Genomic DNA, 26,261 nt, shown 5'->3' with positions numbered 1-26,261 from the left:
TCGGGAGCGAGTTCCGGCGTGGTCCGGGCAAGCGTGGTTGCGGTGGGCCTGAGCGGATCAGCCCCGGCCGACGTACGGCATCGCTGTCGCCAGTACCGTCGCGAACTGCACATTGGCCTCCAGCGGCAGCTCCGCCATGTGCAGGACCGTCCGGGCCACGTCGTCCGCCGCCATGACCGGCTCGGCGGCGACCTCGCCGTTGGCCTGGAGGATCCCCGTGCTCATCCGCTCCGTCATGTCGGTGGCGGCGTTGCCGATGTCGATCTGCCCGCAGGCGATCCGGTACGGCCGCCCGTCCAGCGACAACGACTTCGTCAGGCCCGTCACCGCGTGCTTCGTCGCCGTGTAGGCGATGGAGTGCGGACGCGGCGCGTGGGCCGAGACGGAGCCGTTGTTGATGATCCGGCCGCCCTGCGGGTCCTGCTCCCTCATCAGGCGGTACGCCGCCTGTGCGCACAGGAACGTCCCCGTCAGATTGACGTCCACCACCGTCCGCCAGTCCTCGTACGCGAGGTCCTCGACGGGTGTCGCGCGCGGCCCGAACGTGCCCGCGTTGTTGAAGAGCAGGTCCAGCCTGCCGAAGCGGTCCCGTACGGAGGTGAAGAGCGCCGCCACCCCGTCCGGGTCGCTCACGTCGGTGGGCAGGCACACCGTGGCGCCCGGGCCGGCCGCGGCGGCCGTCTCCTCCAGGGCGGCGGCCCGCCGGCCCGCCAGGGCCACCGTCCAGCCCGCACCCGTAAGGGTGACGGCGACGGCCCTGCCGATCCCCGATCCCGCACCTGTGACGACAGCGATTCTCTGCTCAGCGTTCATGGCCCGGCAGCGTACGGGAGGTTTCGCGGCGGCCGGCACCCGGTGCTCATCACACCGCCATAAGGATGTGGTGTACCAGCCAACGGCCGGTCGTCGCCCCGCACTCCAATGCCTCTGACAACATCCGGCAGGGGAGGGGCATATGACACCCGCACAGCTCAGCAGGACGCCCGGTCAGCACGGCCATTCCGCCGAACTGCGCCTCGCCGCGCAGCGGCTCGGATCCGGTGTGGGCCGCCGCCGCTTCCTCACCGTCACCGGTGCGGCCGCGGCCTTGGCCTTCGCGGTGAACCTGCCCGGTGCGGGCACGGCGGCCGCGGCCGAACTCGACGCGCGGAAGATCACCGAGGACCCGTTCACCCTCGGGGTGGCGTCCGGCGACCCGCTGCCGGAATCCGTACTCCTGTGGACGAGACTCGCGCCCCGCCCGTACGAGGCCGACGGCGGGCTGCCCGCCCGGCGCGTCGAGGTCCGCTGGGAGATCGCCCGCGACGAGCGCTTCCGGCGGATCGTCCGGCGCGGAGCCGCCACCGCCCACCCGGAATTCGGCCACAGCGTCCATGTGGACGTGGACGGCCTCGACTCCGACCGGAACTTCTACTACCGCTTCCGTGCCGGCAGCTGGACCAGCCCCACCGGCCGCACCCGCACCGCACCCGCACGGGGCGCCCGCAACAGCTCCCTGACCCTGGCCGCCGTCTCCTGCCAGGCCTACCACGACGGCTACTTCACCGCCTACCAGCACCTCGCGGACGAGGACGTCGACGTGGTCTTCCACCTCGGCGACTACCTCTACGAGTACGCCGTCACCGCCGTCGGCGGCGCCCGCAACTACACCGACCGCGTCCTGCCGGACCACTACAACCGGGAGACGCTGACGCTGGAGGACTACCGCATGCGGTACGGCCTCTACAAGTCCGACCCGGACCTGCGCGCCGCCCACGCCGCGCACCCCTTCGTCGTCACCTGGGACGACCACGAGACCGAGAACAACTACGCGGGCGACACCCCCGAGAACAGCGTCCCCCCGGAGGAGTTCCTGCTGCGCAGGGCCGCCGCCTACCGCGCGTACTGGGAGAACCAGCCACTGCGCACCCCGCAGCGCCCCACCGGCCCCGACATGCGGCTCTACCGCCGGCTGCGCTTCGGGCGGCTCGCCCAGTTCGACATCCTCGACACCCGCCAGTACCGCAGCAACCAGGCGTACGGCGACGGCTGGAAGGTCCCCGGACCGGAGTCCGAGGACCCCTCGCGCACCATGACGGGAGCCGCCCAGGAGCGCTGGCTGCTCGACGGCTGGAAGACCTCGGACGCCCGGTGGAACGTCGTGCCGCAGCAGGTCACCTTCGCCCGGCGGCGCGACGTGCCGACCGACGCCTACAAGCTGTCCATGGACTCGTGGGACGGCTACCCGGCCTCCCGGCAGCGCGTCATGGAAGGTGCGGAGGCCGCCGGGATCGAGAACCTGATGGTCCTGACCGGCGACGTGCACGTCGGTTACGCCTTCGACCTCAAGAAGGACTTCGACGACCCGGCGTCCCGGACCGTCGGCACGGAGGTCGTGGCCACCTCGATCGCCAGCGGCAAGGACGGCTCGGAGAAGCCGGCCAACTGGAACAACCTGACCCAGGCCAACCCGCACATGAAGTTCTACAACGGCCGCCGCGGCTACGCGCTCGTCACCCTCGGCACGGAGCAGGCGCGTGCCGACTTCCGTACGGTGTCGGCGGTCACCACGCCCGGCGCGCCGGTCACCACGGCCGCCTCCTTCGTGACCGAGGCCGGGAACCCGGGGCTCACCCCCGCGTAACCCGGCCCCCGGCCCCGCACGAGGTCAGGCGCGCTCGTCCGCGGGGTAGCGGACGCCGACACGGTCACGTACCGCGTCGAGCGTCCGCATCACGGCGAGGGAGCCCTCCAGCGGCACCAGCGGGGACTCCTTCTCGCCGGCCAGCAGCGCGCGCGTCACCTCGGCCGCCTCGTACTGCATGCCCGTCAGGCCCTGGGGGCCCGGACCCGTGACGACCTTCTCGGGCTCCCGGCCCGCCCGGTGGAGGAGGAAGTGCTCCGGGTGGAAGAAGCCCTGCGGGAAGTCGATGCGCCCCGCCGTGCCGGTGACCGACGCGACGGTCGGCAGGTTCCCCACGATCGAGCAGCTCAGCAGCGCCGTGGCACCCGAGTCCCAGCCCAGCAGCATCCCGGTGTTCAGGTCGACGCCCTCCGGGGACAGCAGCGCGTCCGCCTGCACGCGGTCCGGCTCGCCCAGCAACAGCTGCGCGAACGACACCGGGTAGACCCCGAGGTCCAGCAGCGCGCCGCCGCCCAGCGCGGGATCGCGCAGCCGGTGTCCGGCGCCGAAGTCGCCCGCGAAGCCGAAGTCGGCCTGCACCGTGCGGATCTCGCCGATCGCGCCGTCCGCCACCAGCTCGGTCATCCGGCGGATGAGCGGATTGCAGTACGTCCACATGGCTTCCATCAGGAACAGCCCGCGCTCCCGGGCCAGATCCACCAGCTCCCGCGCCTCACGCTCGTTGAGCGTGAACGCCTTCTCGCACAGCACGTGCTTGCCGGCCCGCAGAGCGAGCCCGGCCGCCTCCCTGTGCGCCGAGTGCGGGGTGGCGACGTAGACGACGTCGACGGCGTCGTCGGCGACGAGCTCCGCCCAGCTGCCGTACGCCCGCTCGATCCCGAACCGGTCGGCGAACGCCTTCGCGGAGGCCTCGCTCCGCGACGCGACGGCCACGACCTCGGCCCCGGAGTCCTCCATCGCCAGCAGATCCCCGGTGAAGGTCGCGGCTATGCCGCCCGTCGCCAGTACACCCCAACGCACAGTCCCACTCATGCCCGCCCGCTCCCACGCAAAAAGGTATCGACCACTACGGCTGAGCTGAGAGCATAGATGTGGATTCAACGAAGCGGAGACGAGGATGCCGGACAACGGCGCGAGCCGGGCCCAGCAAGAACACGAGCACATACCGACGACGAGCAGCAAAGGCGCCGCACTCAGCGCCCAGGCCACCGCCACCCCCACCGCTGCGGGTGTCCCGGCCATTTCCACGACCACCGCGCCGGGACTCCCGGCCGCCGCGACGACCACCGCACGACGGGCCGGACTCCTGGTCACCCTCGTGCTGGGCGGGCTCACCGCACTGCCGCCCCTCTCGATGGACATGTACCTCCCGGCACTCCCGGAGGTCACCGACGCGCTGCACGCACCCGCCGCGACGGTCCAGCTCACCCTGACGGCCTGCCTCACCGGCATGGCGCTCGGCCAGCTCGTCGTCGGCCCCATGAGCGACCGCTGGGGCCGGCGCAAGCCGCTGCTCCTCGGCATGGTCGTCTACGTCCTCGCGACCGCCATCTGCGCCGTCGCCCCCACCGCGGAACTCCTCATCGGCTTCCGCCTCCTCCAGGGCCTGGCGGGCGCCGCCGGCATCGTGATCTCCCGGGCCGTCGTACGCGACCTGTACGACGGCGACGAGATGGCCCGGTTCTTCTCCACCCTGATGCTGATCTCGGGAGTCGCGCCGGTCATCGCGCCCGTGATCGGCGGCCAGGTGCTGCAGTTCACCGACTGGCGCGGCATCTTCGTCGTCCTCACCTTCGTCGGAGTGCTGCTCACCCTCGTCGTCTGGAAGTGGCTCCACGAGACACTGCCGGCGGCGCAGCGCCACACCGGCGGTGTCGGCGACGCCCTGCGCACCATGCGCGGGCTGCTGGCCGACCGGGTGTTCACCGGCTACATGGTCGCGGGCAGCCTCGCCTTCGCCGCGCTCTTCGCCTACGTGAGCGCGTCCCCGTTCGTCGTCCAGGAGATCTACGGCGCGTCCCCGCAGACCTTCAGCCTGCTCTTCGGGATCAACTCCGTCGGGCTGATCGCCGTCGGCCAGATCAACGGCAAGCTGCTCGTCGGAAGGGTCAGCCTGGACAAGGCGCTCGGCTTCGGCCTCGCCGTCATCTCCGTCGCGGCGGTCGCGCTGCTGCTGATGACCTCCGGGGTCTTCGGCGAGGTCGGCCTGGTGCCGGTGGCCGTCGGGCTGTTCGTGCTCATGTCCGCGATGGGCCTCGCGATGCCGAACACCAACACCCAGGCGCTGATGCGCACCAGGCACGCGGCCGGCTCCGCCTCCGCGCTGCTGGGGACGTCCCAGTTCCTGATCGGTGCCATCGCCTCGCCCCTCGTCGGGATCGCCGGTGAGAAGACCGCCGTGCCGATGGCCGTGGTCCAGGTGGTCTGCGCCCTGTCCGCGGCGCTGTGCTTCCTGCTGCTGTGCCGGCCGTGGCAGAACACGGGGGCCGCGCGGGAGCGGCTGGAGAAGTAAGGGGGAGCGGCCGGGCGGGTCCCGGCCGCTCAGCCCACGCGGGGATAGCCCAGCAGGTGCAGCCGGTCCTTGCGGTCCGTCCAGCGGAAGACGCCGACGCCCGAGGTCTCCATCTCCGGCAGCCGGGTGTTCGGGGGCAGCGTCTTGACGGACCAGGTCGTGAAGCTCATCGTGACCGGGCCGGTCCCGTCGCCCTCCAGCGCCTCGTCCGCGTCCCGTGCGGTCGTCGCGCCGTAGGCGCTGCCGCCGTCCGTCACCGAGGCGAACGTCAGCCGCGCCGAACCGTCCTCCTCCTCGAAGCAGAACCCCTTCTTCTCCTCCAGGTCGAAGGCCAGGTTCCCCGCGACCAGGTAGCCGCCCGACGGTGAGACGACGGCTTGTGGATAACGCCCCGGCTCCATGGCCGGGGCGTGGCACTCGGCGGAGGCGACCGGCTTCCCGCTCACCGCGTCGTGGACCGCCCACAGCTGGTGGGTGCCGGCCCGCTTCGCCCCCTCGGCGAGCTGCCACCGCGCGAGGATCAGGCCCGGGGCCACGGAGGTCGGCACCCCGGTCGCCGGGTCCGCTCCCTTCGGCGCGGTCCTCCTGCTGAACCAGCCGCCCCGCACCCAGAATTCGCGTACCCCGCTCAGCAGCAGACCCTTCGCCGTCTGCCCGCGCACCTCGGTGAGCCGCTTGCAGGCGGTACAGCCCTTCGGGTACCCCACCGCCGACGCGGCGATCTCCGACACCTCACCGCTGACCGGATCCACGACCGCGCTGTTGGCCCGGCCGTCGCTGATCAGCACGCCGGGCCCGGTCGCCGTGACGGTCGGGGCACCGGCCCAGGGCACCTCGACGCGCCGGTGTTCCCCGTCCACCACGTCGTACACGTCGAGGGAGACGAGGCTCCCCTCGGGTGCGGGACCGTCGCCCGTCTTCCCGTAGGACCAGGCCACGAAGAACTGGCGGTCGTCCTTGGCGACGGTGAGCAGCTTCGGGAAGTTCAGCGCGTCCGGCGGCCGCCAGGCCTCGCCGCTCCAGCCGGCCCGGCCGGTCTCCGTGTCCAGGGTCCGCAGCCGGTAACGGTGCCCGGGCGCCTCCACCAGATAGGCCAGCCGGCCCGTCGTGTGCGAGACGGCGTAGTCGGGTCCGGCGCCGACGACCTCCCAGCCGCGCCCCGTCGTGTACTCCGCGGGGACGTCCAGCCGTGTCGCGGGTCCGGCGCTCCTCTTCACGGGCTTCTCCGGCCCGTCGTCACCCCCGGTGCCGGCCCCGCCGCCCCGGCAGGTGGCCGTCAGCAGGAGCAGGGCGAGCACGAGCACCCCGCCCACCAGCGCCAGACGCACGATTCTCTGCCTCAAGGTCCCCCCGATGAGCCGGCCGATCCCTGAGCGATTCCCGACGCGGCGCGGTCAGCGTAGCAACGGGCCCCGGACGAAGAGCAGTTCGGTTCCGTACCCGTTACGTCCCGGTTCCGTGCCGGACCACCGGACTGCGGAGGGCGGGTCCACTGCGCCTACAATTCGGCGGTGAACGCCACCCTCCCCACCGCGGAAGCCCTGCGTGCCGCGCTGGCCGCCCTGCTCGACGGGCTGCCCCCGACGCGGGCCGCGCAGGCCGTCGACCGGCTGATCGCCAGCTACCGCGGGACCACCCCGACCGACGCCCCCATCCTGCGGGACCGTTCGGACGTCGCCGCCTACGCCGCCTACCGGATGCCCGCGACGTTCGAGGCCGTACGGTCCTGCCTCGCCGCGCTCCGCGAGGCCGCGCCGGACTGGGCGCCCGCCACCCACACCGACTTCGGGGGCGGCACGGGCGCGGCGAGCTGGGCGGTCGCCGGGGCCTGGGACGGGCCGCGGACCACGGTCCTGGACTGGTCCGAACCGGCCCTCGCGCTCGGCCGGGAGCTGGCCGCGGCCTCCGGCATCCCCGCGCTGCGGGACGCCGCCTGGGAGCGGGCGAGGATCGGGACGGCGCTGGAGCCGGCCCCCACGGACCTGGCGACCGTCAGCTACGTACTCAAGGAACTCACCCCCGCCGACCGGGCCGCTCTGGTGGACGCCGTCGCCGGCGCCGCGCAGGCCGTGGTCATCGTGGAGCCCGGCACCCCCGACGGCTACGACCGGATCATCGAGGCCCGCGACCGGCTGATCGCCGCGGGGCTGAGCGTCGCCGCGCCCTGCCCGCACGACGACGCGTGCCCCGTCGAGCGCGGCACGGATTGGTGCCACTTCTCGGCGCGGGTCAGCCGCTCCTCGCTGCACCGGCAGGTCAAGGGCGGCTCGCTCAGCCACGAGGACGAGAAGTTCAGCTACGTCGTGGCGACCAGGTTCGCCACCGACCCGGTCGGCGCACGGGTCATCCGCAGGCCGCAGATCCGCAAGGGGCAGGTGCTGCTGGAGCTCTGCACCAGGGACGAGGGCCTGAGCCGCGCCACGGTCACCAAGCGGCACGGCGCGCACTACCGTGCCGCCCGGGACACCGCGTGGGGCGACGCCTGGCCGCCGCCCGAGCAGGATTAGGCCTTACCGGATCAGGCCCGCAGCTCCTGGGTGCAGCACTTCACGCTGCCGCCGCCCTTGAGCAGCTCGCCCAGATCCATCGGGACCGGGTCGAAGCCCCGGTCCCGCAGCGGGTCGAAGAGCCCGGTCGCGGCCTGCGGGAGCAGCACATGGCGCCCGTCGCTGACCGCGTTGAGGCCCAGTGCGGCGGCGTCCGCCTCCTCGGCCAGCAGCGCGTCGGGGAAGAGCCGGGCCAGCACGGACCGGCTGCCCCGCGAGAAGGCCCCGGGGTAGTACATGATCTCGTCCGCCGCGTCGTCCAGTACGCACAGCGCGGTGTCCAGGTGGTAGTAGCGCGGGTCCACCAGATCGAGGCCGATCACCGGGCGCCCGAAGAACTCCTGCGCCTCGTCGTGGGAGAGCGGACTGGACCGGAAGCCCCGCCCGGCCAGCAGGTACGAGGCGGTCACGGCGAAGTCGCCCTCGCCCTCGTTGACATGGGCCGGTTCATGGATCTCCGTGAAGCCGTTGGCCCGGAACCACTCCCGGTGCGCCTCGGCCTCCGCGTACCGCTCCCGGTAGGCGAACAGGGCGCCGAGCACCCTGCCGTCGATCACGGTGGCGCCGTTGGCGGCGAACACCATGTCGGGCAGGTCGGGGCGGGGGGTGAGGAGCTCCACGGTGTGGCCGAGGGCCCGGTAGCGGTCGCGCAGGTCCTCCCACTGGGTGGTGGCCAGGGGCAGATCCACGGGTTTCGAAGGATCCATCCACGGATTGATGGAGTAGGTGACCTCGAAGTGGGACGGGGCGCACATCAGGTAGCGACGGGGGGTGGCGTCACGGGTCAATGCAGGCTCCTCGCGAACGGCGGCGTTCGGCCGCGGCACGGTGGGATGCGCACGGGTGTGTGCGTGAGTTCATGGTGCGCCGTGCCGGGCCGTCGCGCTGTGATCCGTTCGGGTGGTTCGCGAGGGCGGGCGGCCAGGTGTGGTGACGCGCACCCGCCGGGAGGGAGCACGTTTCGGTCAGGCAAGACGATACGTATCGGACCGTCCGGCTCTAGGATGGCCGGATGGCAGCTCAGAAGCCCCCGGACTCCAGCCGTCGCAGCGGCCGCTCCCACCGAGCGATCTGTGACGCCGCGCTCGCGCTCGTCGGCGAGATCGGTTACGCCAGGACGACGATCGAGGGTATCGCCGCCCGTGCCGGGGTCGGCAAGCAGACGATCTACCGCTGGTGGCCGTCGAAGGCGGCCGTACTCCTGGAGGCGTTCCTCGAGGAGAGCGCCCGCCGCTCGGAGGAGCTGGGCGAGGCCGGCGAGGACGGTGCGTACGGGATCCCCGACACCGGCGATCTGGCGGCCGACCTCAAGCTGGTCCTGCGGGCCACGGTCGACGGGCTGAACGACCCGGTGAGCGCGGCACCCACCCGGGCCCTGGCCGCCGAGGGGATCATCGACCCCGCACTCGGGGCACAATTCGTCGAAAACCTGCTCGAACCGCAGCTCCAGTTGTACGTCACACGCCTGCGAGCGGCCCAGGAGGCCGGTCAGGTGCGCGCGGACATCGATCCACGGATCGCGCTGGAGCTCCTGATCGCCCCGCTCACCCACCGCTGGCTGCTCAGGACCCTTCCGCTCACCCACGCGTACGCGGACCAGGTCGTCGACCTCACCCTGCGGGGGCTCCTGGTCCAGCCATGAGCCCGACGGCGCATTCCGTGACATTCCGTACGAGTGTGCCGACCCCTGCGCAACCGCCCGGGCCCCCCGCTTCGGAACTCTGGCCACCCGAGGAGCAGGATGGTGGGACCATGGAGGGACAACCGCTGAGGTGAGGGGATAGATGGGCGCCGATTCCGGCCGCTATCGCGGCACAGAGGGCAGGATTTCCCAGTGGCTGCGCAGGCGGCCGAAACCACAGCCGGAAGCCGACGACGCGGCGCGGCTGGCGCTGCTCCTGGCCGTCGCCGAGGCAGGAATGCCCATCTCACCCGCGGCGCACCCGTCCGGATACCGATGCTCGTGCGAGCGCATCGGCTGTCCGACCCCGGCGCGGCACCCCGTCTCGTTCGCCTGGCAGACGCAGTCCACGACGGACAGCGCCCAGATCGAGCGCTGGGCCGCCGGTCAGCCGCTGGCCAACTTCATCACCGCGACGGGCCTGGTCCACGACGTCCTCGACGTGCCCCTCACGGCGGGGCGCGCCGCCCTCGACCGGCTCATCGCCGCAGGCATCGACGTAGGCCCGGTGGCCCAGTCGGGCACCGACCGGATGCTCTTCTTCACCGCCACCCGTGGCACCCCCGACGACGAGGACGAGTGGTGGCCCTGCGAGCTGGACTGCCACCCCGAGACCATGGACGAGCATCCCGGGCTCCGCTGGCACTGCCGCGGCAGCTATGTCCTCCTGCCGCCCGCGCGGCTTCCCGGTGAGGTGGACGTGCACTGGATCCGTGGCCCTGAGAACCCGCTCCCCGATCCTCTGACCCTGCTCGAGACGCTCACCGACGCCTGCGCGCAGTACGCGGACACGGCCGACGCGAGCGACCTCGACCACGACGCGGTGGCCTGGCCGCTCAGCCGCTGACGACCCGCCCTCGGCGGGCGAACTTCGCGACGGCGGCGGGCGTGACCGGGGTGAAGAGGTTCACGAGGTTGCCGTCGGGGTCGCGGAACAGGAGCGAGCGGTTGCCCCACGGCATCGTGGTGGGCTCCTTGACGAACTCCTCCACGACCCCGGCCAGGTTCGCGTGCACGCCGTCCACGTCGTCGACGAGGAATTCGAGGATGACGCTCCGGTTGTCGGCCGGGCCGGCGGAACCGGGTGAGAACAGCGGGACCGTGCGTGTGCTGCCGATCGCGAGGGTGGCCGAGGCGGTCCTGATCTCGGCGAAGTCCTCGGTGGACCAGTCGGCGGCCACTCCGGTGACACGTTCGTAGAAGTCGACGAGGCGGACGATGTCGCCCGTGATGATGCGGACAGAGACGAAGTTCATGGGTCTTCTCCTGGTCGTTCGGTGTTTCCGACCGAACGCTACGACCGATACCGGGCGGAACCCGCCCGGTATCCGCGAGAGACTTCCGGACATGCCCCGTCCTCTCGCCCGTGTGCTCGCCCTGCTGGAACTCCTGCAGTCCGGAGGAGTCCGGACCGCGTCCGAACTCGCGGACCGGCTCGGCGTCGACGAGCGCACGGTGCGGCACTACATCGGCCATCTCACCGACCTCGACGTGCCCGTCGAGTCGGTGCGCGGCCGCTACGGCGGCTACCGGCTCGCCCCCGGCCACCGCCTGCCCCCGCTCATGCTGAGCGACGACGAGGCGCTCGCCGTACTGCTCGGCCTCGTCGCGGGGCGACGGGCCGGAGCGACCTCCACCACCGGCACGGCGAGCGACACGGCGACGGCCAAGATCCGCCGGGTGCTGCCCGAGCGGCTGCGCCTCAGGCTCGACGCCGTGCTCGGCTCCCTCGCCTTCACCGCTCCGCCCGGCGAAGCGCTCGCCCCGGACTCAGGGATCCTGCTCCCGGTGGCCGACGCGGTGAACCACCACCGGCCGGTCTCGATCCGCTACACCTCGTCGGACGGCCGCCGCAGCGAACGCATGCTGCACCCTCATGGACTCGTCGTCCACTCGGGCAAGTGGTACGTGACGGCCGCGGATCTCACGGCGTGCGAGGACCGGACGTTCCGGCTGGACCGGATCACGGAGGTGAGGACCCTGCCGGGCTCGTTCGAGCCACCCGAGGGACTCGACCCGGCGAAACGCGTGCTGACGGCGCTCGCCACGGCGCCGTACCGGCACGAGGTGACCCTCCGCGTCCAGGGCACGGCCGAGCACATCCACGCCCGGCTTCCCGCCGGCGTCGCGATCGTCGAGGAACCACCCTCCCCGGGAGACGGGGACCCGGAGACCGAGTACTGGTCCCGGGTCGAACTCCGCGTGGAACGGCTCGACTGGCTGCCCGCCGTGCTCGCCTCGATCGACCGGCCGTTCGTCATCGAACGCCCGGACGCACTCCGGGGCCTCGTCGAAGCCTTCGCCGAACGGCTCAGCCTCTCGGCCCGGCGGGACCCGTCCCACGGCTGACGCGTCAGGAGCCCTGCGCCGCGATCAGACCGGGCAGCCGGTTCAGCACGCGCACCTTGCCGTCCGTGCCTCCCGCCGCCTTCCTGGGCACGTAGACCAGCTGACTGGAGACCCGTTCCTTGGTGAGGGTGCTCTTCACCTCGCCGGTCAGCAGCGCCTCCACGTCCTCCGTGACGGTCGGCCGCAGGCCCTCCGCCGCCGTCTGCCGCTCGAAGTGCTTGCTGCTGAAGAAGACCAGCGCCCCGCCGTCCTCCGTCGTCAGACCCAGCGGCGCGAACGTCCCGGAATCCAGCGCCTGGTCGACGTACTGGTAGGAGAAGCCCGCCCTGCGGGTGTTCTTCCGCGCCTCCCGCCAGCCCGAGGTCATCGACCCCGGAGCGAACACGTCCGGGGCACCGTCCTTGAGGTAGCCCGTGTACGTGGTGCTCAGCTCCGCCGGCGGGGTCGCCAGCGCCGCGTCCGTGTCCGCCGAGGGAACGGGCTCGGCCCAGCCGTCGGCGTCCTTGCGGAACTTCGGGATCTCGGACGCGGAGGCGACCGCCAGATAGGAGACCTTCCACAGCGCGTCCGGCGCGGTGCGGACGAACGTCAGCAGCCAGCGGGTGTCCTGCTTCCCGCTGTCCTGGTCGCGGTTGGAGTCCGTGTCCGCGACGAACCAGCGCGGCCAGCCCGCCTTCTTGGGAATGACGTAGGAGGCGTCGGTCAGCACCAGAGGCTCGTGGTCCGCGTTGCCCTCCGGACTGTTCTTCTGCCGTGCGGTCAGACCGGCCTGGTTGATCGCGCCGAGCGAACCGGTCACCCGGTCCTCGTCGAGCGCCGGATCGTACGCCTTGTCCGCCTCGTTGTACGCGACGAGGAAGTCCTCCAGGGCCTTCGCGGCCTCGGACTTCGTCGCTCCCGGCACGACTTCCAGTTCACCGTGCACCGTCACGCAGCCGCTCGCCGTCACGACCAGTACCGTCGTCGTCGCGAGCCCCGCCGCCAGCCGCCCCAGCCTTGTCATCCGTCGCCTTCTGCGCCTTCTGCTCCGTCATCCGCACTGACGGCCTGAACCCTACCGGGGCGAGGAACAGCACGAGCGTCGGGATGAGGTACAGCGCCCACACCGTGACCTGAAGAACGGTCGGGTCGGCCTGGAAGTTGAAGACCCCCTTGAGCAGGGTGCCGTACCAGCTGTCCGGCGGAATCGTGGTCGTGATGTCGAACGCCTTGTTCTCGAGGCCGCTGAGGAAACGGGCCTCCTGCAGGTCGTGCACGCCGTAGGCGAGCACACCGGCCGCCACCACCACGAGCATGCCGCCGGTCCACGTGAAGAACGTCGACAGGTTGATCCTCAGGGCGCCCCGGTAGAACAGCCAGCTCAGCACGATCGCGGTCGTGATGCCGAGCAGCACCCCGATCAGCGGTGACGAGGATCCCTCCCCGCTCGCCCGCACCGACGCCCACACGAACAGGGCGGTCTCCAGGCCCTCACGGCCCACCGCGAGGAAGGCGGTGGCCACCAGGGCGCCCGTGCCCATCGCGAGTGCGGTGTCGAGCTTGCCGTGCAGCTCCTTCTTCAGATGCCGCGCGGTACGCCGCATCCAGAACACCATCCACGTCACGAGCCCGACGGCGATGATCGAGAGCGAACCCCCGAGCATCTCCTGGGCCTCGAACGTCAGCTCCTGGGAGCCGAATTCGAGGGCGGCGCCGAAGCCCAGCGAGATGGCGCAGGCGATGGCGATGCCGATCCACACCGGCCGCAGTGCGTCGCGGCGGCCGGACTTGACCAGGTAGGCGATGAGGATGCAGACCACCAGGCCGGCCTCGAGCCCCTCGCGCAGGCCGATCAGATAGTTGCCGAACATGCCGTTCCTTCCACGGTGTCGGTCATGAGAACAGGGCCCGGCCCCACCAGTCGTCCCCGTCGCGGACACCGGGCGGAACGGCGAAGACCGCCGAACCCACGTGCTGGATGTACTCGTTGAGCGCGTCGGAGGCCGCGAGACCGCGCTGCACCGGGATGAAGCCCGTGCGGACGTCCCGCTGGTAGGCCAGGAAGAACAGCCCTGCGTCGAGCCTGCCCAGACCGTCCGTACCGTCGGTGAAGGAGTAGCCGCGACGCAGGATCGTCGCCCCGTTGTTGGTGTCCGGGTGCGCCAGCCGCACGTGCGCGGTCGGCAGCATCGCCTTCAGGAACGGCTCGTCGCGCTCCTTGGCCTTGCCGACCGGGGCGCCCTCACCCTTGTCGCGGCCGAAGATGTCCTCCTGCTCCCGCAGGGGAGCCCGGTCCCACGTCTCGATGTGCATGCGGATGCGCCGGGCCACCAGATACGAGCCCCCGGCCATCCACCCGGCGTCTCCCGTCCCGTCCGCCCACACATGCTTCTTCAGCGCGGCGTCGTCCGTGCCGGAGATGTTCCGGGTGCCGTCCTTGAACCCCATCATGTTGCGCGGAGTCTGTGCGCCGGGCGTCGTCGAGGACGTCTTGCCGAACCCCAGCTGCGACCAGCGGATGGCGGCGCGCCCCATCCCGATCCTGGCGAGGTTCCGGATGGCGTGCACGGCGACCTGCGGGTCGTCCGCGCACGCCTGGACGCACAGGTCCCCGCCGCTGCGGGCGGCGTCCAGGTTGTCGCCGGGAAACTTCGGCAGATCCACCAGCGCTTCGGGCCGCCGGCCCTCGATGCCGAAGCGACCCCTGTCGAACAGGGACGGGCCGAAACCGAGCGTGAGCGTCAGCCGGGACGGCCTGAGGCCCAGCGCCTCGCCCGTGTCGTCCGGCGGGGCCTCCGCCGGCCCCCCGTACGCCCCCTCGCCCACGGCCCGCCCGGCTGTCATCCGCTCCGCGGCCCGGGTCCATTCCTTGAGGAGGGCGATCAGTTCGGCCCGGTCCTCCGTCGTCACGTCGAAGGAGGCGAAATGCAGCCGGTCCTGGACGGCGGTGGCGATCCCCGCCTGGTGAACCCCGTGGAAGGGCACCGCCGCGCCGCTGTCCGAGGCCGGATCCGCGTCCCCGTCGGAACGCACCGCTGCGACGGCACCGCCCGCCGCCACGGCGCCGAGCGCCAGCCCGGCACCGCCCCAGCCGAGCAGCGCGCGTCGCGACGGGGCGGGGGCGCCGTCGGAGTCCTCGTCCCCGGTCATGATCGGGCCCCCGCTCACTTCGTGACCGCGGCGGCCAGCTTGGACAGCGGCTCCGCGAGCGCGTTGACGGCGTCGGAGAGCTCCTTGCGGTCCGCCTTGCCGACCTTGTCGTACGGGGTGAAGTCGTAGGAGGCCTTGTCCGTGCGGTACTTGTCCAGCAGGGTGTTCAGCGCCGCGAACTGCTTGTCCAGGGAGGCGGTCAGCGCCGCGTCGTTCTTGGACGCGATCGGCTTGAGGAGCTCGTAGGACTGCTCCGCGCCCTCGACGTTCGCCTTGAAGTCGACGAGGTCGGTGTGGCTGTAGCGCTCCTCCTCGCCGGTGACCTTGCCGGTGGCGACCTCGTCGAGGAGCTCCTTGGCGCCGTTGGCCATCGAGGTCGGGGTGATGTCGGCCCGGCCGACGCGCTTCTGCCAGTCCAGCAGGTCGTCATGGAGAGTGGGCGCGAGCGCCTTCTCCTCGGCGCCCAGCTTCCCGTCCTGCCACAGCGCCTTCTCCAGGCGGTGCCAGCCGGTCCACTTCTGGCCGTCCTCCAGGCCGTCCTCGCGGACGTCGACCTTCGGGTCGATGTCACCGAAGGACTCGGCTACCGGTTCGGTACGCTCCCAGCCGATCCTGGAGCCGGCGTACGCCTTCTTCGCCGCCTCGACGTCGCCCGCGGCGACGGCGTCGGTGAAGACCTTCACCTTGGGCAGCGTCTCGTCGGCCTGCGCCTGGACATAGGTGCGGTAGGCGGCCACGGCCCGGTCCATCTCGGGGCTGCGCGCGGCGGCCTGCCCTCCGGTGACCTCGACCGTCTGGCGGATACCGTCGCCCTTCATGCCGGGCTTGCAGGCGATCTCGTACGTCCCGGCCTTGATCTCCGCCGTGATCTTCGCCTTGGTGCCCGGGCCGATGTTCTCGCGCTCGGTGACGATCCGGTCGTCCGGGAAGAGGACGTAGACCTCGGTGACCTTGGATCCCTTGTTCTCCACGGCGAGTTCGACGTGGCCGGCCGGGATCTTCTTCGACGAGACCTCGCAGGAGTCGTCCTTGGCGACCACCTGGACGGCGGCGTCGCCCTTGCCGTCGCTCTTCTCGGCGCAGCCCGTGACGGCGGTCAGTGCGGCCACCGTGGCGACAGCGGTGACGACAGAGGAACGAACGGCTCGCATGCGGGGCTCCACAAGGGTGAAAGAGCGGGAAGTGGTGCGGACGAAAAGTAGGTGAGGCGGGCCTAACTTAACCGGGCCTTACCTCGCCCGTCCCCCTCGGTCGCGTGATTCAGGTCTCACTCACCGAGGCCGGAAACGCCCCGGTCACGGCGCTCTCATGAGAAGGCCACAAGAAGGTCAAGAGCGGGTCAAGCAAGCCTTTTCGGTACGGCGGGCGGCGCTCCGGTCCGTGGGCCGTGAGCCCCCGAGCCGCAGGCGGCTTCGTCGCCCGGGGCCGGTGGGCCGCGCACGGTGCTTGAATGCGGAGGTGAACGACTTCGAGGTACCCGACGGCATCGACGTACTGCGCGTCTTCTGCGGCCCGGACGGCCGCCACGGCAACGCGCTGGGCGTCGTGCGCGACGGGCGCAGGTATCCCGGCAACGAGTCCCGGCAGGCGCTCGCCGGGAAACTCGGCTTCAGCGAGACGGTCTTCGTGGACGATCCGGAGCGCGGCACCGTCGACATCCGCACCCCCGGGCTGCGGCTGCCGTTCGCGGGGCATCCGCTCGTCGGCGCGGCCTGGCTGCTCGACCTGGAGGTCCTGGAGCTGCCCGTCGGGGACGTGACGGCCCGCCAGGACGGCGAGTTCACCTGGATCACGGCCCGCCCGGAATGGGCGCCGCCGAGGACGCTGGAGCGTTATGCGTCCGTCGCCGAGGTCGAGGCGCTGACGGGGCCGCCGCCCGGCGAGGGCTGGCTCTACGTCTGGGCCTGGGAGGACGAGGCCGCCGGGCGCGTGCGCGCACGGGCCTTCCCGCGCCGCGACGACACCATCGACGAGGACGAGGCGACCGGTGCGGCGGCCATGCTGCTGAGCGCCGAACTCGGCCGGGCCCTCAACATCACACAGGGACGCGGCTCCCAGATCCTCACCGCGCCCGCGCCGGACGGCACGATGGAGATCGGGGGCCGCGTCCTTCTCGTGTCCGCGTCCTGACTACGCGCTGAGCGGGAACACCTCGCCGAGCTCACGGAAGACGGCGGTGTTCAGCGCGAAGGCGCGCTTGCACTCGTCGATGACGCGCTGCTTCTCCAGGTCGTCGGCGTCCACCGCGTCCAGCAGCTCCCGGTACTCCCGCTTGAAGGCGGCCGGGTTGGGGATCTGCTCGAACACGTAGAACCGCACCCCGTCGCCCTTGCGGTCGAAGCCCCAGGTCTTCTCCGCGGTCCCACGGATGATCTGGCCGCCCGAGAGGTCCCCGAGGTAGCGGGTGTAGTGGTGCGCGACGTACCCGGCGGGCCACTCGCGGGCGCACTCGGCGACCCGCGCGGCGTACGCGGCGGTGGCGGGCAGCGGCTCCAGCCCTTCGCGCCACCCCTCGCCCCGCAGGTGGGTGAGGTCGCGTTCCAGTGCGGCCGTGCGCATCAGCTCCGGCCGGACGAAGGGCCCGGCGACCGGGTCCTCGCGCAGGGCCTCCGCTCCGTCCTCCAGCGCCCGGTAGACGAACCACAGCTGCTCGGTGTAGCGCGTGTACGCGTCCACCCCGAGCCGTCCGCCGAGCATGTCGCTCATGAAGGTCGAGGACTCGGCCTCCGTGTGCTGCTCGTGCGAAGCGGTGCGGATGAGGGTCGAGAAGGGCGTGGTGGTGGCGGTCGAGTCCAAGGCGGGCCTCCGGGGACCGAGGGGAAAGGGAAGTCCGGACAGAAACGTAGGAACCGGTAACAGCTGTACACGCCACTGCGCACCGATACGCCGATCCTCCTGCTTAGGCTTACCTAAGTCAACAGGTTCCCGACTCCCTGTCGGTAAAAGTGGAGCGTCAGGGAAGCGTGAGGATCTCCGCTCCGGTCTCGGTCACCACCAGTGTGTGCTCGAACTGCGCGGTCCGCTTCCGGTCCTTCGTCACCACGGTCCAGCCGTCGTCCCACATGTCGTAGTCATGCGTACCGAGCGTGAGCATCGGCTCGATGGTGAAGGTCATCCCGGGCTGCATCACCGTCGTCGCGTGCGGGCTGTCGTAGTGCGGGATGATCAGACCGGAGTGGAACGAGCTGTTGATCCCGTGCCCCGTGAAGTCCCGCACCACTCCGTAGCCGAACCGCTTCGCGTACGACTCGATGACGCGCCCGATCACATTGATCTGCCGGCCGGGCCGCACCGCCTTGATGGCGCGGTTCAGCGACTCCCGGGTGCGCTCCACCAGCAGCCGCGACTCCTCGTCGACGTCGCCGCAGAGGTACGTGGCGTTGTTGTCGCCGTGCACACCGTCGATGTACGCGGTGACGTCGAGGTTCACGATGTCCCCGTCCCGCAGCACGGTGGAGTCGGGGATGCCGTGGCAGATGACCTCGTTGAGCGAGGTGCAGAGCGACTTCGGGAAGCCCCGGTAACCGAGGGTCGACGGGTACGCCCCGTGGTCCACCATGAACTCATGGGCGACCCGGTCGAGTTCGTCGGTGGTGACCCCCGGCGCGATGTGCTTCGCGGCCTCCTCCATCGCCTGCGCCGCGATACGGCCCGCGATCCGCATGCGCTCCACGGTGTCGGAGTCCTGGATCTCCGGCCCGGTGTACGGCGTGGGGGCGGGCTTTCCCACGTACTCGGGGCGCCGGATCTTTCCGGGTACGGAACGGACGGGAGTGATCTCCCCTGGTACGAGAAGCGACTGGCCAGACATGTCAGCGAGTCTAACCAGCGCCCTCGGGGCACCATGGCAAAGAGGAAAGGATCCTGCGATGGCCCTGTTCAAGAAGCGCACGGTGGGCAAACCGGGCGAATGGTACTACTGCCTGGAGCACAAGAAGGTCGAGGAGGGCCCCGAGTGCCCCGGCAAGGACCGCTTCGGCCCGTACGCCACCCCGGGGGAGGCCCAGCGCGCGATGGACACGGCGCGTGAGCGGAACCTGGAGTGGGAGACCGACCCGAAGTGGCACGACCGCACGGACCGGCCGACGGACGAGGCGCCCGACTAGGCCGTCGGAGTCTCCTCCGGGCGGACGCCCACGGCACGCCGCCGTGCGGCGTCCTCGTCCGTCTCGGAGTCGTACGTGAGGAGCTTCGGCAGCGCCACGGCCAGCAGCGCGACCGAAGCGACACACGCCACACCGCCCGACCAGACCGCGGTCCTCGTCCCCGTCCAGCCCGCCATCGCGCCGGCCCTGACCTGGCCGAGCTGAGGGCCGACGCTGTACGAGAGGACCTCGATACCGGCGAGCCTGCCCCGCAGCTCGTCGGGGATGGTCTGGTTCCAGATCGTGGAGCGCCCGAGCCCGCTCAGCATGTCGCCCGCGCCCGCGACCCCCAGGCAGCACAGCACCAGCCAGATGTTCCCGAACCATCCCGCCGCCGCGATCGCCAGGCCCCACACCGCGGCGCCGCCCACGACGAACAGCCCGTGCCGACGCACCCGTGAGGTCCAGCCGCTGGTGAGACCCAGCAGCAACGACCCCACGGACCCGGCCGCATACATCAGGCCCAGCGACCACTCCGCGTCCAGCTCGTCCGCCAGGAACGGGAAGATCGCGTTCGGGAAGGCGAAGAACATCGCGGCGAGGTCGATCGCGTACGTCCCCAGCAGCACCGGACGGCTCCAGGCGTACCGCGCACCCTCGGCGATCCCGCGCAGCGACGGCTTCTCGGCGTCATGGGCGGGCGGCGCCGACGACAGCCTCAGGCAGAGCAGCACCGAGACGCCGAACGTGACGACGGTGACGCCGTACGCGGTGGCGTGCCCCGCGTAGGCCACCACCACGCCGGCCAGCGAAGGGCCCGCGATCGCACCGACCTGCCAGCGCAGGGAGTTCAGCGCGGCGGCGGCGGTCTGCTGGCCGTGCGGGACGATCCTGGCCATCAGCGAGTCCAGCGCGGGCCGTTGCAGCCCCGCCAGCGCGGAGACCCCGCCGGCCACCACGTACAGCGGCCAGAGCGCGGGCTCGGGTGCGAGGGCGTTCGCCAGCAGTACGACGGCCAGCAGGCCGAGCCCGGCCTCCGTGGCGAGGATGACCTTGCGCCGGTCGGCCGAGTCGGCGAGCGCCCCTCCGTACAGCCCGAAGACCACCAGGGGTACGAGCTCCACGGCGCCCATCGCCCCGACGGCGAGCGGCGACCCCGTGAGGTCCTTGATCTGGAGCGGCAGTGCCACCAGGGCCATGAAACTGCCGAAGTAGGTGATCAGCCCCTGGATCCACAGCAGCCGGAAGTCGGCGGAGGAACGCCAGGGTGAGAGATCGGGCAGCAGACGAGAGGTCACGGGGGGTCATGTTCTGCCGCCCCGGTCCTCCCGGCAACCGAATTCACCCCCAGCCGGGCCCCTCACCAGCGGGCCGGGGGCGGGGCCGTCAGCTGGTCGGCCAGGCGGGAGAGGCGGTCGCGGAACGTGCGGCGGCCCCGGGGGGACGGGGCGCCGTTCTCCCCGGCGGCCGCGCTGACCAGGTGCTGGACCGTGTCCAGGTCGACCTCGGCGCCGTCGGAGACCGTCAGCGCCTCGTGGGCGAGCCCCCGCACCTCCGGGTCGCCGCCGTCCAGCGCGAGCACCGTCGCCCCCGCCCGCCGCGCGTCGTGCACCCGCTCCAGCAGGCCGCCGTCCGGCCGCTCGGGCGCCACCACGAGCAGCGTCTCACCGCGCCCGGCCGTCTCGATCCGGCCCAGACCGACGGCCAGGTGCACCGGGTCGTCCGGCTCCACCCGGTGGCGTACGAGCGTGGGCCTCAGCTGCGGCAGACCCGACCACGTGGACTCGTCCACCAGGTGCGCGGCCATGTGCCACGGTTCGTAGACCTCGGTACCCACCAGCAGCAGCCCGCCGCCCTGCGGCACCACCGACGCCCGCAGGGTCCGGGCGAACCCCCGGGCCGCGGCCGGCCACTCCGTCCCGGCGAGCACCTCACGCAGCAACGCGACACGTACGGCATCCATGGCCCGGCATCATGCCGCTCTCCCGGCCCCTCGGCCCCCCGATCGCCTGCGATCCACCCGAACGGGAACCTCCCGCCGTGATGCGCGTCGCACAGACGCGGGGTGAGGGTCCCGCCTCGATACCTGGCAGTAGGGTCGGCGCCATGACTACGAATGACGCCGGCAGCGCCCCCAAGCCCCCCGCCAAGGACCCCTGGGACCTCCCCGATGTCTCAGGCCTGACCGTGGGAGTACTCGGCGGGACCGGCCCCCAGGGCCGCGGCCTCGCCTACCGCTTCGCCCGCGCCGGGCAGAAGGTCGTCATCGGCTCGCGTGCCGCCGACCGTGCCGAGGCCGCCGCAGCAGAGCTGGGCCACGGCGTCGAGGGCGCGGACAACGCGGAGTGCGCGCGCCGCAGCGACGTCGTGATCGTCGCCGTGCCGTGGGACGGCCACGCCAAGACGCTGGAGTCGCTGCGGGAGGAGCTCGCCGGGAAGCTCGTCGTCGACTGCGTCAACCCGCTCGGTTTCGACAAGAAGGGCGCCTACGCCCTGAAGCCCGAGGAGGGCAGCGCCGCCGAGCAGGCCGCCGCCCTGCTGCCCGACTCCCGGGTCACCGCCGCCTTCCACCACCTGTCGGCGGTGCTCCTCCAGGACGAGACGATCGAGGAGATCGACACCGATGTTCTGGTGCTGGGGGAGGCGCGCGCCGACACCGACACCGTGCAGGCGCTGGCGGGCCGTATCCCCGGTATGCGCGGCATCTTCGCCGGCCGGCTGCGCAACGCGCACCAGGTCGAGTCGCTGGTGGCGAACCTGATCTCCGTCAACCGCCGTTACAAGGCACACGCGGGGCTGCGCACCACCGACGTGTGAGGCCCCGCCCGGAGCCGAATCGGGCATGAGGGACACTGGACGGGACCGCGCACCATCCCCGGACAGGAGCACCAGCCCTCATGCCCCGCCTCGCTCTCTACGCCAGCATCGTCTGCGTCCTCGCCGTCGCCGCGGCCGTGGTCTCCTTCGTCCAGGGCAGCATCCTGCTCGGCGTCGTATGGGTGCTGCTGGCCGGCCTCTCGTCGAACATGGCGTGGTTCTACCTGCGCAGGCACAAGGCGGAATCCGACACCGAAGCCGTCGCCGGCTAGCGGATCAGCGCGCAGCCCGGGTCCTGGTCACCGAACCACTCCTGCCAGAAGCGGTAGGTGTCGAGCCCGCAGTAGGTCTCGACCTCGCTGACGCCCAGGCCCCGCAGCAGCGCGTCCACGGCGTCGAAGAAGAATCCGTTGACCTCCGGGATCCACAGGAGCGCGAAGACCGCGATCAGCCCGAAGGGCGCGAACGGCTCCACCTGGCGCCGGATCCTGTACGACAGCCAGGGCTCGATCACGCCGTAGCCGTCGAGGCCCGGGACCGGCAGGAAGTTCAGGATCGCCGCCGTCACCTGGAGGAGCGCCAGGAACGCCAGCGCGAGCCGGAAGGGCATCGGGACACCGTCCAGGGCGCCCAGCCAGAACGGCGCCGTGCAGACGACCGCGAACAGCACGTTGGTCAGGGGGCCGGCCGCCGAGATCAGGCTGTGCTTCCAGCGCCCGCTGATGCGGCCCCGCTCGATGTAGACGGCCCCGCCCGGCAGGCCGATGCCGCCCATGATCACGAACAGCACGGGCAGCACGATGCTCAGCAGGGCATGGGTGTACTTGAGCGGGTTGAGCGTCAGATAGCCCTTCGCCCCGATCGAGATGTCGCCGCTGTGCAGCGCGGTGCGCGCGTGCGCGTACTCGTGGAGGCAGAGCGAGACGATCCACGCCGCGGTGACGAAGAGGAACACCGCGAAGCCGGTCTGCTCCGCGAAGCCCGTCCACACCGCCCAGCCCGACACGGCCATGACGGCGACGATCCCGAGGAAGATCGGGCTGACCCGCCGGTCGCTGGGGCGGCGGAACGCGGTGGTCATCGGCGGCACTCCTGGGGCTGGACGGCGGCTGGAGCCCCCGAGAGTACGGGTGACACCGCGAGAACGTCTCACGGGTGGGTGGCAGTTCCCCGGAGGACGGGGCCTTCACGGACAATGGGCGCGTGCACTACGGCATCCTCGGTACCACCCGCGTTCTCCGCCCCGACGGCACGCCCGTCACCCTCGGCGGGGCGCGGCTGCGCGCCCTGCTCACCGTGCTCGCCCTCAGCCCCGGCCGGACGGTCGCGGCGGGGGTGCTCGTCGACGAGGTGTGGGACGGCGATCCGCCCGCCGACGCCCCCGGCGCCCTTCAGGCGCTCGTCGGCCGGCTCCGGCGGACGCTGGGCCGGGACGCGGTCGAGTCGGCGGCGAACGGCTACCGCCTCGCCGCCGATCCGGACTCCGTCGACCTGTACCGCTTCGAGCGGCTCACGGGCGAGGGCGCCCGGGCGCTGCGGGACGGCGACGCGGCGAAGGCCGCCACCGTCCTCGACGAGGCGCTCGCCCTGTGGCGCGGGCCCGCCCTCGCCGATCTGCCGGACCGCGCCGTGGCGGCGGCCCGCTGGGAGGCCAGGCGGCTGGACGCGCGCCGGACCCGCGTCGAGGCCGACCTCGCGCAGGGCCGTGCCGACGAGACCCTGCCGGAACTCGCCGGGCTCTGCGCCGACCACCCGCTGGACGAGCCGTTGCAGGCCCTCCGGATCAGGGCACTGCGGGACGCCGGACGCACCGCGCAGGCGCTCTCGGCGTACGACGAGGTGCGCACCCTCTTCGCCGACCGGCTCGGCACGGACCCGGGCCCCGCACTGCGCGCCCTGTACGACGGGCTGCTGCACCAGGACCCACCCGCCCCGGCCCCCGCTCCCACCGCGCCCCCGGCCGCGCGACCGGGCAATCTGCGGGCCAGGCTCACGAGCTTCGTGGGACGTGACGCGGACATCGCCGACCTGCGCGAGGACCTGACCCGGGCCCGGCTGGTCACCCTCCTGGGCCCCGGCGGCGCGGGCAAGACCAGGCTGTCCCAGGAGGCCGCCGAGTCCGTCGACGACCCCGACGCCTGGCCGGACGGCGTCTGGCTGGCCGAGCTCGCGCCGGTCGACGACCCCGAAGCGGTGCCGGAGGCCGTCCTCACCGCGCTCGGCGGCCGCGAGACCGTGCTGCGCGGGGCCGGCTCCGAGGAGCTCCGCGCCGTCGAGCGCGGCGCGGGCGAACCGCTCGCCCGGCTCACCGATCACTGTTCCGGGCGGCGCATGCTGCTGCTCCTGGACAACTGCGAGCACCTCATCGAGGCGGCCGCGGCCCTCGCCGACCATCTGCTGGCCCGCTGCCCGGGGCTCACCGTCCTCGCGACCAGCCGCGAACCACTCGGCGTACCGGGCGAGTTCGTCCGGCCGGTCGACCCGCTGCCCGACCCGATGGCGCTGCGCCTGCTCGCCGAGCGGGGCGCCGCCGCGCTGTCCGGCTTCCGGGTCGACGCGGACGAGCGGACGGCGGCGGCCTGCGCGGAGATCTGCCACCGCCTCGACGGCCTCCCGCTCGCGATCGAACTCGCCGCCGCCCGGCTGCGCATGCTCACCCCCCGTCAGATCGCCGACCGTCTCGACGACCGCTTCCGTCTGCTGACCAGCGGCAGCCGCACCGTACTGCCTCGGCAGCAGACCCTGCGGGCCGTCGTCGACTGGTCCTGGGACCTCCTGGACCAGGACGAACGCACCTCCCTGCGCCGGCTGTCGGTCTTCTCCGGCGGCTGCACACTCGCCGCCGCCGAGGCCGTCTGCGCGGACCGGCCGGGGGACGACGTCGCCGGGGTGCTCGGCTCGCTCGTCGACAAGTCCCTCGTCGTCGCCGCCCCCGCCGCGGACGGCCGGATGCGTTACCGCCTCCTGGAGACCGTCGGTGAGTACGCCGCCGAGCGGCTCGACGAGGCGGGGGAGCGGGACGCCGTCGAACGCCGGCACCTCGTGTTCTTCCGGGAGCTGGCCCGTACGACCGACCCCGAACTCCGGGGCGCGGGACAGCTCGCCGCCCTCGAACTGCTCCAGCGCGACTACGAGAATCTGCGCACCGCCCTGCGGCGCGCCATCGCCGCCCGCGACGAGCAGGAATCGTTCTGCATGGTGCTCTCGCTCGCCTGGTACTGGCAGATGCGTGATCTGCGCAGCGACGCACTGCAGTGGGCCGAGGCCGCCGCCGAGCTGGGCCCCGACCCGTTCGCCGGGCCCGCCCGCCCCGCGCCCTCCCTCCACGAGCGCTGCACCGACGCGCCCCCGCCGATGGGCCCCGAGCTGCTGGAGGAGGCGCGGCGTCAGGTGGCGCTGGTCCAGCTCGCCGGCATGGACGACGCGATGGACGCCTGGATGAACGCGAGAGGCATGGAGCGCCTGCGGGTCATCGCCGCCACCTACCGGCCCGGGCAGCCGCAGACCTGCCGCAGTCCGGGTTCGCTCTGGTTCTTCGCCGTCATGTTCACCGGGGACATCTCGGACTTGCGCGTGCTGCTGAACGAGAGGGTCCGCGCGTCCCGGGAGTTCGGATACGAGTGGGAGCTGGCCTCCGCGCTCCAGGTGCGGGCCAACATGCTGGCCAACCGCCCCGACTGGGCGGGCGAGGCGCATGCGGACGCCGACGAGAGCCTGGAGATCTTCGGCCGTCTCGGCGACGACTGGGGCGCGGCGGAGGCGCTCTCCTCACGCGGCGAGGCCAACGAGAAGACGGGCGACTTCGCGCGGGCGGCCGAGGACTACCAGGCCGCGATCGGTTACGCGGAGAAGCTCGGTGCCAGGTCCCAGGTGCTGGTGCTCCGCACCCGGTACGCCGCCGCGCTGGTGGAGCTCGGCCGCGGCCCGGAGGCCGAGGTGATCTTCCGGGACGTGCTCGTCGAGGGGCGGCACGCGGGCCACGAGGGGACGGCGTTCGCCCGGTTCTTCCTGGCCATGTTGCTGGGGGCGGACGGGCGCACCGCCGAGGCCCGTGAACAACTCGTCACGCTGCAAGGTGAGTTCGACGTGGTGTCCTCGGTGGAGTTCTTCCAGGCGTTCGTGCTGGGCGGTCTGGCCTGGCTGGACAGCCAGGAGGGGCTGTACGCGGACGCCCTGGCCCGGAGCCGGGAGGCGCTGGCACGGTCCGACGACCGGTTGTCGCAGATGGTGGCGCCGCAGATGAACGTGCACTACCTGGTCACCGTGGCGCGGGCGCTGGGCGGGCTCGGCGGGAAGCGCCGGGCCGTCCACGCGGCCCGGCTGCTGGCCGCCGGAAGGACGCTGCTGCCGAACGGGCACGTGCCGACGTCGATGGAGCGGGACAACTACACCGCGGCCGAGGAAGCGGTCCGCGGCGTTCTCGGGGACGCCGCCTACGAGGCGGCGTACGCCGAGGGCGTCGGCCTCTCCCTGGAGGAGGCCAACGCCCTCGTCGACGCGTCCGCGGACTGAGTGGAGG

Annotated in this window: 25 protein-coding genes; 11 read left to right on the top strand and 14 right to left on the bottom strand. The window is 72.0% G+C overall.

Going from position 1 to position 26,261, the window contains the following annotated elements:
• Positions 1–57: 57 nt before the first annotated feature.
• Positions 58–813, bottom strand: coding sequence for an SDR family oxidoreductase (locus ACIP63_RS02665; RefSeq protein WP_401510724.1), 756 nt, complete (start codon positions 811–813; stop codon positions 58–60).
• Positions 814–955: 142 nt separating this feature from the next.
• Between ACIP63_RS02665 and ACIP63_RS02660 the strand changes: the two genes are divergently transcribed.
• Positions 956–2,623 (top strand): alkaline phosphatase D family protein, encoded by a 1,668-nt coding sequence (locus tag ACIP63_RS02660; protein WP_401510722.1) that lies wholly within the window; start codon positions 956–958, stop codon positions 2,621–2,623.
• A gap of 24 nt (positions 2,624–2,647) precedes the next feature.
• Here the strand turns inward: ACIP63_RS02660 and ACIP63_RS02655 are convergent, their stop codons facing one another.
• The gene (locus ACIP63_RS02655) at positions 2,648–3,655 is read right to left on the bottom strand and encodes a Gfo/Idh/MocA family protein (protein WP_401510720.1); all 1,008 of its coding nucleotides are present in this window, start codon (positions 3,653–3,655) and stop codon (positions 2,648–2,650) included.
• An 85-nt stretch (positions 3,656–3,740) separates the two neighbouring features.
• On the opposite strand from ACIP63_RS02655, the gene ACIP63_RS02650 reads away from it, so the two are divergent.
• The gene (locus tag ACIP63_RS02650) at positions 3,741–5,135 is read left to right on the top strand and encodes a Bcr/CflA family multidrug efflux MFS transporter (RefSeq protein ID WP_401510718.1); all 1,395 of its coding nucleotides are present in this window, start codon (positions 3,741–3,743) and stop codon (positions 5,133–5,135) included.
• Positions 5,136–5,164: 29 nt separating this feature from the next.
• On the opposite strand, the gene ACIP63_RS02645 is transcribed toward ACIP63_RS02650, so the two are convergent.
• Complete coding sequence (locus tag ACIP63_RS02645) at positions 5,165–6,463, bottom strand: hypothetical protein (RefSeq protein ID WP_401510717.1); 1,299 nt, start codon at positions 6,461–6,463, stop codon at positions 5,165–5,167.
• A 183-nt stretch (positions 6,464–6,646) separates the two neighbouring features.
• Between ACIP63_RS02645 and ACIP63_RS02640 the strand changes: the two genes are divergently transcribed.
• A complete protein-coding gene (locus tag ACIP63_RS02640; RefSeq protein ID WP_401510715.1) occupies positions 6,647–7,642 on the top strand; it encodes a small ribosomal subunit Rsm22 family protein in 996 nt (331 codons plus the stop codon).
• An 11-nt stretch (positions 7,643–7,653) separates the two neighbouring features.
• Here the strand turns inward: ACIP63_RS02640 and ddaH are convergent, their stop codons facing one another.
• On the bottom strand, positions 7,654–8,508 hold the full coding sequence (gene ddaH, locus ACIP63_RS02635) for a dimethylargininase (RefSeq protein WP_401510713.1): 855 nt from the start codon (positions 8,506–8,508) through the stop codon (positions 7,654–7,656).
• A gap of 185 nt (positions 8,509–8,693) precedes the next feature.
• Here ddaH and ACIP63_RS02630 point away from each other — a divergent pair, with 185 nt between their 5' ends.
• Both ACIP63_RS02630 and ACIP63_RS02625 read left to right on the top strand, forming a co-directional pair.
• Positions 8,694–9,323, top strand: a complete 630-nt coding sequence (locus ACIP63_RS02630) for a TetR/AcrR family transcriptional regulator (RefSeq protein WP_401510712.1) — start codon at positions 8,694–8,696, stop codon at positions 9,321–9,323.
• Between the two features lie 142 nt (positions 9,324–9,465).
• Positions 9,466–10,209 (top strand): bifunctional DNA primase/polymerase, encoded by a 744-nt coding sequence (locus tag ACIP63_RS02625; protein ID WP_401510710.1) that lies wholly within the window; start codon positions 9,466–9,468, stop codon positions 10,207–10,209.
• On the opposite strand, the gene ACIP63_RS02620 is transcribed toward ACIP63_RS02625, so the two are convergent.
• On the bottom strand, positions 10,199–10,618 hold the full coding sequence (locus ACIP63_RS02620) for a VOC family protein (protein ID WP_401510708.1): 420 nt from the start codon (positions 10,616–10,618) through the stop codon (positions 10,199–10,201). The two genes, ACIP63_RS02625 and ACIP63_RS02620, sit on opposite strands and share 11 nt — an antisense overlap.
• Positions 10,619–10,709: 91 nt before the next feature.
• Here ACIP63_RS02620 and ACIP63_RS02615 point away from each other — a divergent pair, with 91 nt between their 5' ends.
• Positions 10,710–11,711, top strand: coding sequence for a helix-turn-helix transcriptional regulator (locus tag ACIP63_RS02615; protein WP_401510706.1), 1,002 nt, complete (start codon positions 10,710–10,712; stop codon positions 11,709–11,711).
• A 4-nt stretch (positions 11,712–11,715) separates the two neighbouring features.
• Here ACIP63_RS02615 and ACIP63_RS02610 read toward each other — a convergent pair whose 3' ends face one another.
• From ACIP63_RS02610 to efeO, 4 genes are read right to left on the bottom strand one after another with little or no spacing between them, the layout of a single operon-like run.
• Positions 11,716–12,714: a hypothetical protein gene (locus ACIP63_RS02610; protein WP_401510704.1), complete on the bottom strand. Its 999-nt coding sequence runs from the start codon at positions 12,712–12,714 to the stop codon at positions 11,716–11,718.
• A complete protein-coding gene (gene efeU, locus ACIP63_RS02605) occupies positions 12,626–13,561 on the bottom strand; it encodes an iron uptake transporter permease EfeU (RefSeq protein ID WP_401510701.1) in 936 nt (311 codons plus the stop codon). Before efeU ends, ACIP63_RS02610 begins: the two co-directional genes overlap by 89 nt.
• 22 nt (positions 13,562–13,583) lie before the next feature.
• On the bottom strand, positions 13,584–14,840 hold the full coding sequence (efeB, locus tag ACIP63_RS02600) for an iron uptake transporter deferrochelatase/peroxidase subunit (protein WP_401510699.1): 1,257 nt from the start codon (positions 14,838–14,840) through the stop codon (positions 13,584–13,586).
• Positions 14,841–14,854: 14 nt separating this feature from the next.
• On the bottom strand, positions 14,855–15,991 hold the full coding sequence (gene efeO, locus ACIP63_RS02595) for an iron uptake system protein EfeO (protein ID WP_401510697.1): 1,137 nt from the start codon (positions 15,989–15,991) through the stop codon (positions 14,855–14,857).
• A gap of 307 nt (positions 15,992–16,298) precedes the next feature.
• On the opposite strand from efeO, the gene ACIP63_RS02590 reads away from it, so the two are divergent.
• The gene (locus ACIP63_RS02590) at positions 16,299–16,970 is read left to right on the top strand and encodes a PhzF family phenazine biosynthesis protein (protein WP_401510695.1); all 672 of its coding nucleotides are present in this window, start codon (positions 16,299–16,301) and stop codon (positions 16,968–16,970) included.
• On the opposite strand, the gene ACIP63_RS02585 is transcribed toward ACIP63_RS02590, so the two are convergent.
• Positions 16,971–17,636 (bottom strand): heme oxygenase (biliverdin-producing), encoded by a 666-nt coding sequence (locus ACIP63_RS02585; RefSeq protein ID WP_401510693.1) that lies wholly within the window; start codon positions 17,634–17,636, stop codon positions 16,971–16,973. It abuts the gene before it with no gap.
• A 157-nt stretch (positions 17,637–17,793) separates the two neighbouring features.
• Positions 17,794–18,651 carry a type I methionyl aminopeptidase gene (gene map / locus ACIP63_RS02580; RefSeq protein ID WP_401510691.1) on the bottom strand — a complete coding sequence of 286 codons (858 nt, stop codon included), beginning with the start codon at positions 18,649–18,651 and terminating at the stop codon, positions 17,794–17,796.
• 58 nt (positions 18,652–18,709) lie between these two features.
• Between map and ACIP63_RS02575 the strand changes: the two genes are divergently transcribed.
• Positions 18,710–18,946 carry a hypothetical protein gene (locus ACIP63_RS02575; RefSeq protein ID WP_356707425.1) on the top strand — a complete coding sequence of 79 codons (237 nt, stop codon included), beginning with the start codon at positions 18,710–18,712 and terminating at the stop codon, positions 18,944–18,946.
• On the opposite strand, the gene ACIP63_RS02570 is transcribed toward ACIP63_RS02575, so the two are convergent.
• Both ACIP63_RS02570 and ACIP63_RS02565 read right to left on the bottom strand, forming a co-directional pair.
• Complete coding sequence (locus ACIP63_RS02570; protein ID WP_401510688.1) at positions 18,943–20,223, bottom strand: MFS transporter; 1,281 nt, start codon at positions 20,221–20,223, stop codon at positions 18,943–18,945. The two genes, ACIP63_RS02575 and ACIP63_RS02570, sit on opposite strands and share 4 nt — an antisense overlap.
• A 62-nt stretch (positions 20,224–20,285) precedes the next feature.
• Complete coding sequence (locus tag ACIP63_RS02565) at positions 20,286–20,888, bottom strand: hypothetical protein (protein ID WP_401510687.1); 603 nt, start codon at positions 20,886–20,888, stop codon at positions 20,286–20,288.
• 143 nt (positions 20,889–21,031) lie between these two features.
• Between ACIP63_RS02565 and npdG the strand changes: the two genes are divergently transcribed.
• Together npdG and ACIP63_RS02555 are read left to right on the top strand one after the other, a co-directional pair.
• Positions 21,032–21,742, top strand: a complete 711-nt coding sequence (npdG, locus tag ACIP63_RS02560) for an NADPH-dependent F420 reductase (RefSeq protein WP_393765178.1) — start codon at positions 21,032–21,034, stop codon at positions 21,740–21,742.
• A gap of 80 nt (positions 21,743–21,822) precedes the next feature.
• Positions 21,823–22,014 (top strand): hypothetical protein, encoded by a 192-nt coding sequence (locus ACIP63_RS02555; protein ID WP_401510685.1) that lies wholly within the window; start codon positions 21,823–21,825, stop codon positions 22,012–22,014.
• Here ACIP63_RS02555 and ACIP63_RS02550 read toward each other — a convergent pair.
• Positions 22,011–22,823, bottom strand: a complete 813-nt coding sequence (locus ACIP63_RS02550) for a site-2 protease family protein (protein ID WP_401510683.1) — start codon at positions 22,821–22,823, stop codon at positions 22,011–22,013. The genes ACIP63_RS02555 and ACIP63_RS02550 overlap by 4 nt on opposite strands.
• A 122-nt stretch (positions 22,824–22,945) precedes the next feature.
• On the opposite strand from ACIP63_RS02550, the gene ACIP63_RS02545 reads away from it, so the two are divergent.
• A complete protein-coding gene (locus ACIP63_RS02545; RefSeq protein WP_401510681.1) occupies positions 22,946–26,254 on the top strand; it encodes a BTAD domain-containing putative transcriptional regulator in 3,309 nt (1,102 codons plus the stop codon).
• The last annotated feature ends 7 nt before the right edge of the window (positions 26,255–26,261 follow it).

The sequence above is a fragment of the Streptomyces sp. NPDC088746 genome, from assembly GCF_044751065.1.
Taxonomy (GTDB): domain Bacteria; phylum Actinomycetota; class Actinomycetes; order Streptomycetales; family Streptomycetaceae; genus Streptomyces.
Note: the sequence above shows the minus strand (reverse complement) of the source record. Positions and strands in the feature narration are given on the sequence as shown.

Coding starts and splice junctions, on each gene's coding strand:
- ACIP63_RS02665 (WP_401510724.1), bottom strand. CDS start 813: ATGAACGCTGAGCAGAGAATCGCTGTCGTCACAGGTGCGGGATCGGGG.
- ACIP63_RS02660 (WP_401510722.1), top strand. CDS start 956: ATGACACCCGCACAGCTCAGCAGGACGCCCGGTCAGCACGGCCATTCC.
- ACIP63_RS02655 (WP_401510720.1), bottom strand. CDS start 3,655: ATGAGTGGGACTGTGCGTTGGGGTGTACTGGCGACGGGCGGCATAGCC.
- ACIP63_RS02650 (WP_401510718.1), top strand. CDS start 3,741: ATGCCGGACAACGGCGCGAGCCGGGCCCAGCAAGAACACGAGCACATA.
- ACIP63_RS02630 (WP_401510712.1), top strand. CDS start 8,694: ATGGCAGCTCAGAAGCCCCCGGACTCCAGCCGTCGCAGCGGCCGCTCC.
- ACIP63_RS02625 (WP_401510710.1), top strand. CDS start 9,466: ATGGGCGCCGATTCCGGCCGCTATCGCGGCACAGAGGGCAGGATTTCC.
- ACIP63_RS02620 (WP_401510708.1), bottom strand. CDS start 10,618: ATGAACTTCGTCTCTGTCCGCATCATCACGGGCGACATCGTCCGCCTC.
- ACIP63_RS02615 (WP_401510706.1), top strand. CDS start 10,710: ATGCCCCGTCCTCTCGCCCGTGTGCTCGCCCTGCTGGAACTCCTGCAG.
- ACIP63_RS02610 (WP_401510704.1), bottom strand. CDS start 12,714: ATGACAAGGCTGGGGCGGCTGGCGGCGGGGCTCGCGACGACGACGGTA.
- efeU (WP_401510701.1), bottom strand. CDS start 13,561: ATGTTCGGCAACTATCTGATCGGCCTGCGCGAGGGGCTCGAGGCCGGC.
- efeB (WP_401510699.1), bottom strand. CDS start 14,840: ATGACCGGGGACGAGGACTCCGACGGCGCCCCCGCCCCGTCGCGACGC.
- efeO (WP_401510697.1), bottom strand. CDS start 15,991: ATGCGAGCCGTTCGTTCCTCTGTCGTCACCGCTGTCGCCACGGTGGCC.
- map (WP_401510691.1), bottom strand. CDS start 18,651: ATGTCTGGCCAGTCGCTTCTCGTACCAGGGGAGATCACTCCCGTCCGT.
- ACIP63_RS02575 (WP_356707425.1), top strand. CDS start 18,710: ATGGCCCTGTTCAAGAAGCGCACGGTGGGCAAACCGGGCGAATGGTAC.
- ACIP63_RS02565 (WP_401510687.1), bottom strand. CDS start 20,888: ATGGATGCCGTACGTGTCGCGTTGCTGCGTGAGGTGCTCGCCGGGACG.
- npdG (WP_393765178.1), top strand. CDS start 21,032: ATGACTACGAATGACGCCGGCAGCGCCCCCAAGCCCCCCGCCAAGGAC.
- ACIP63_RS02555 (WP_401510685.1), top strand. CDS start 21,823: ATGCCCCGCCTCGCTCTCTACGCCAGCATCGTCTGCGTCCTCGCCGTC.
- ACIP63_RS02550 (WP_401510683.1), bottom strand. CDS start 22,823: ATGACCACCGCGTTCCGCCGCCCCAGCGACCGGCGGGTCAGCCCGATC.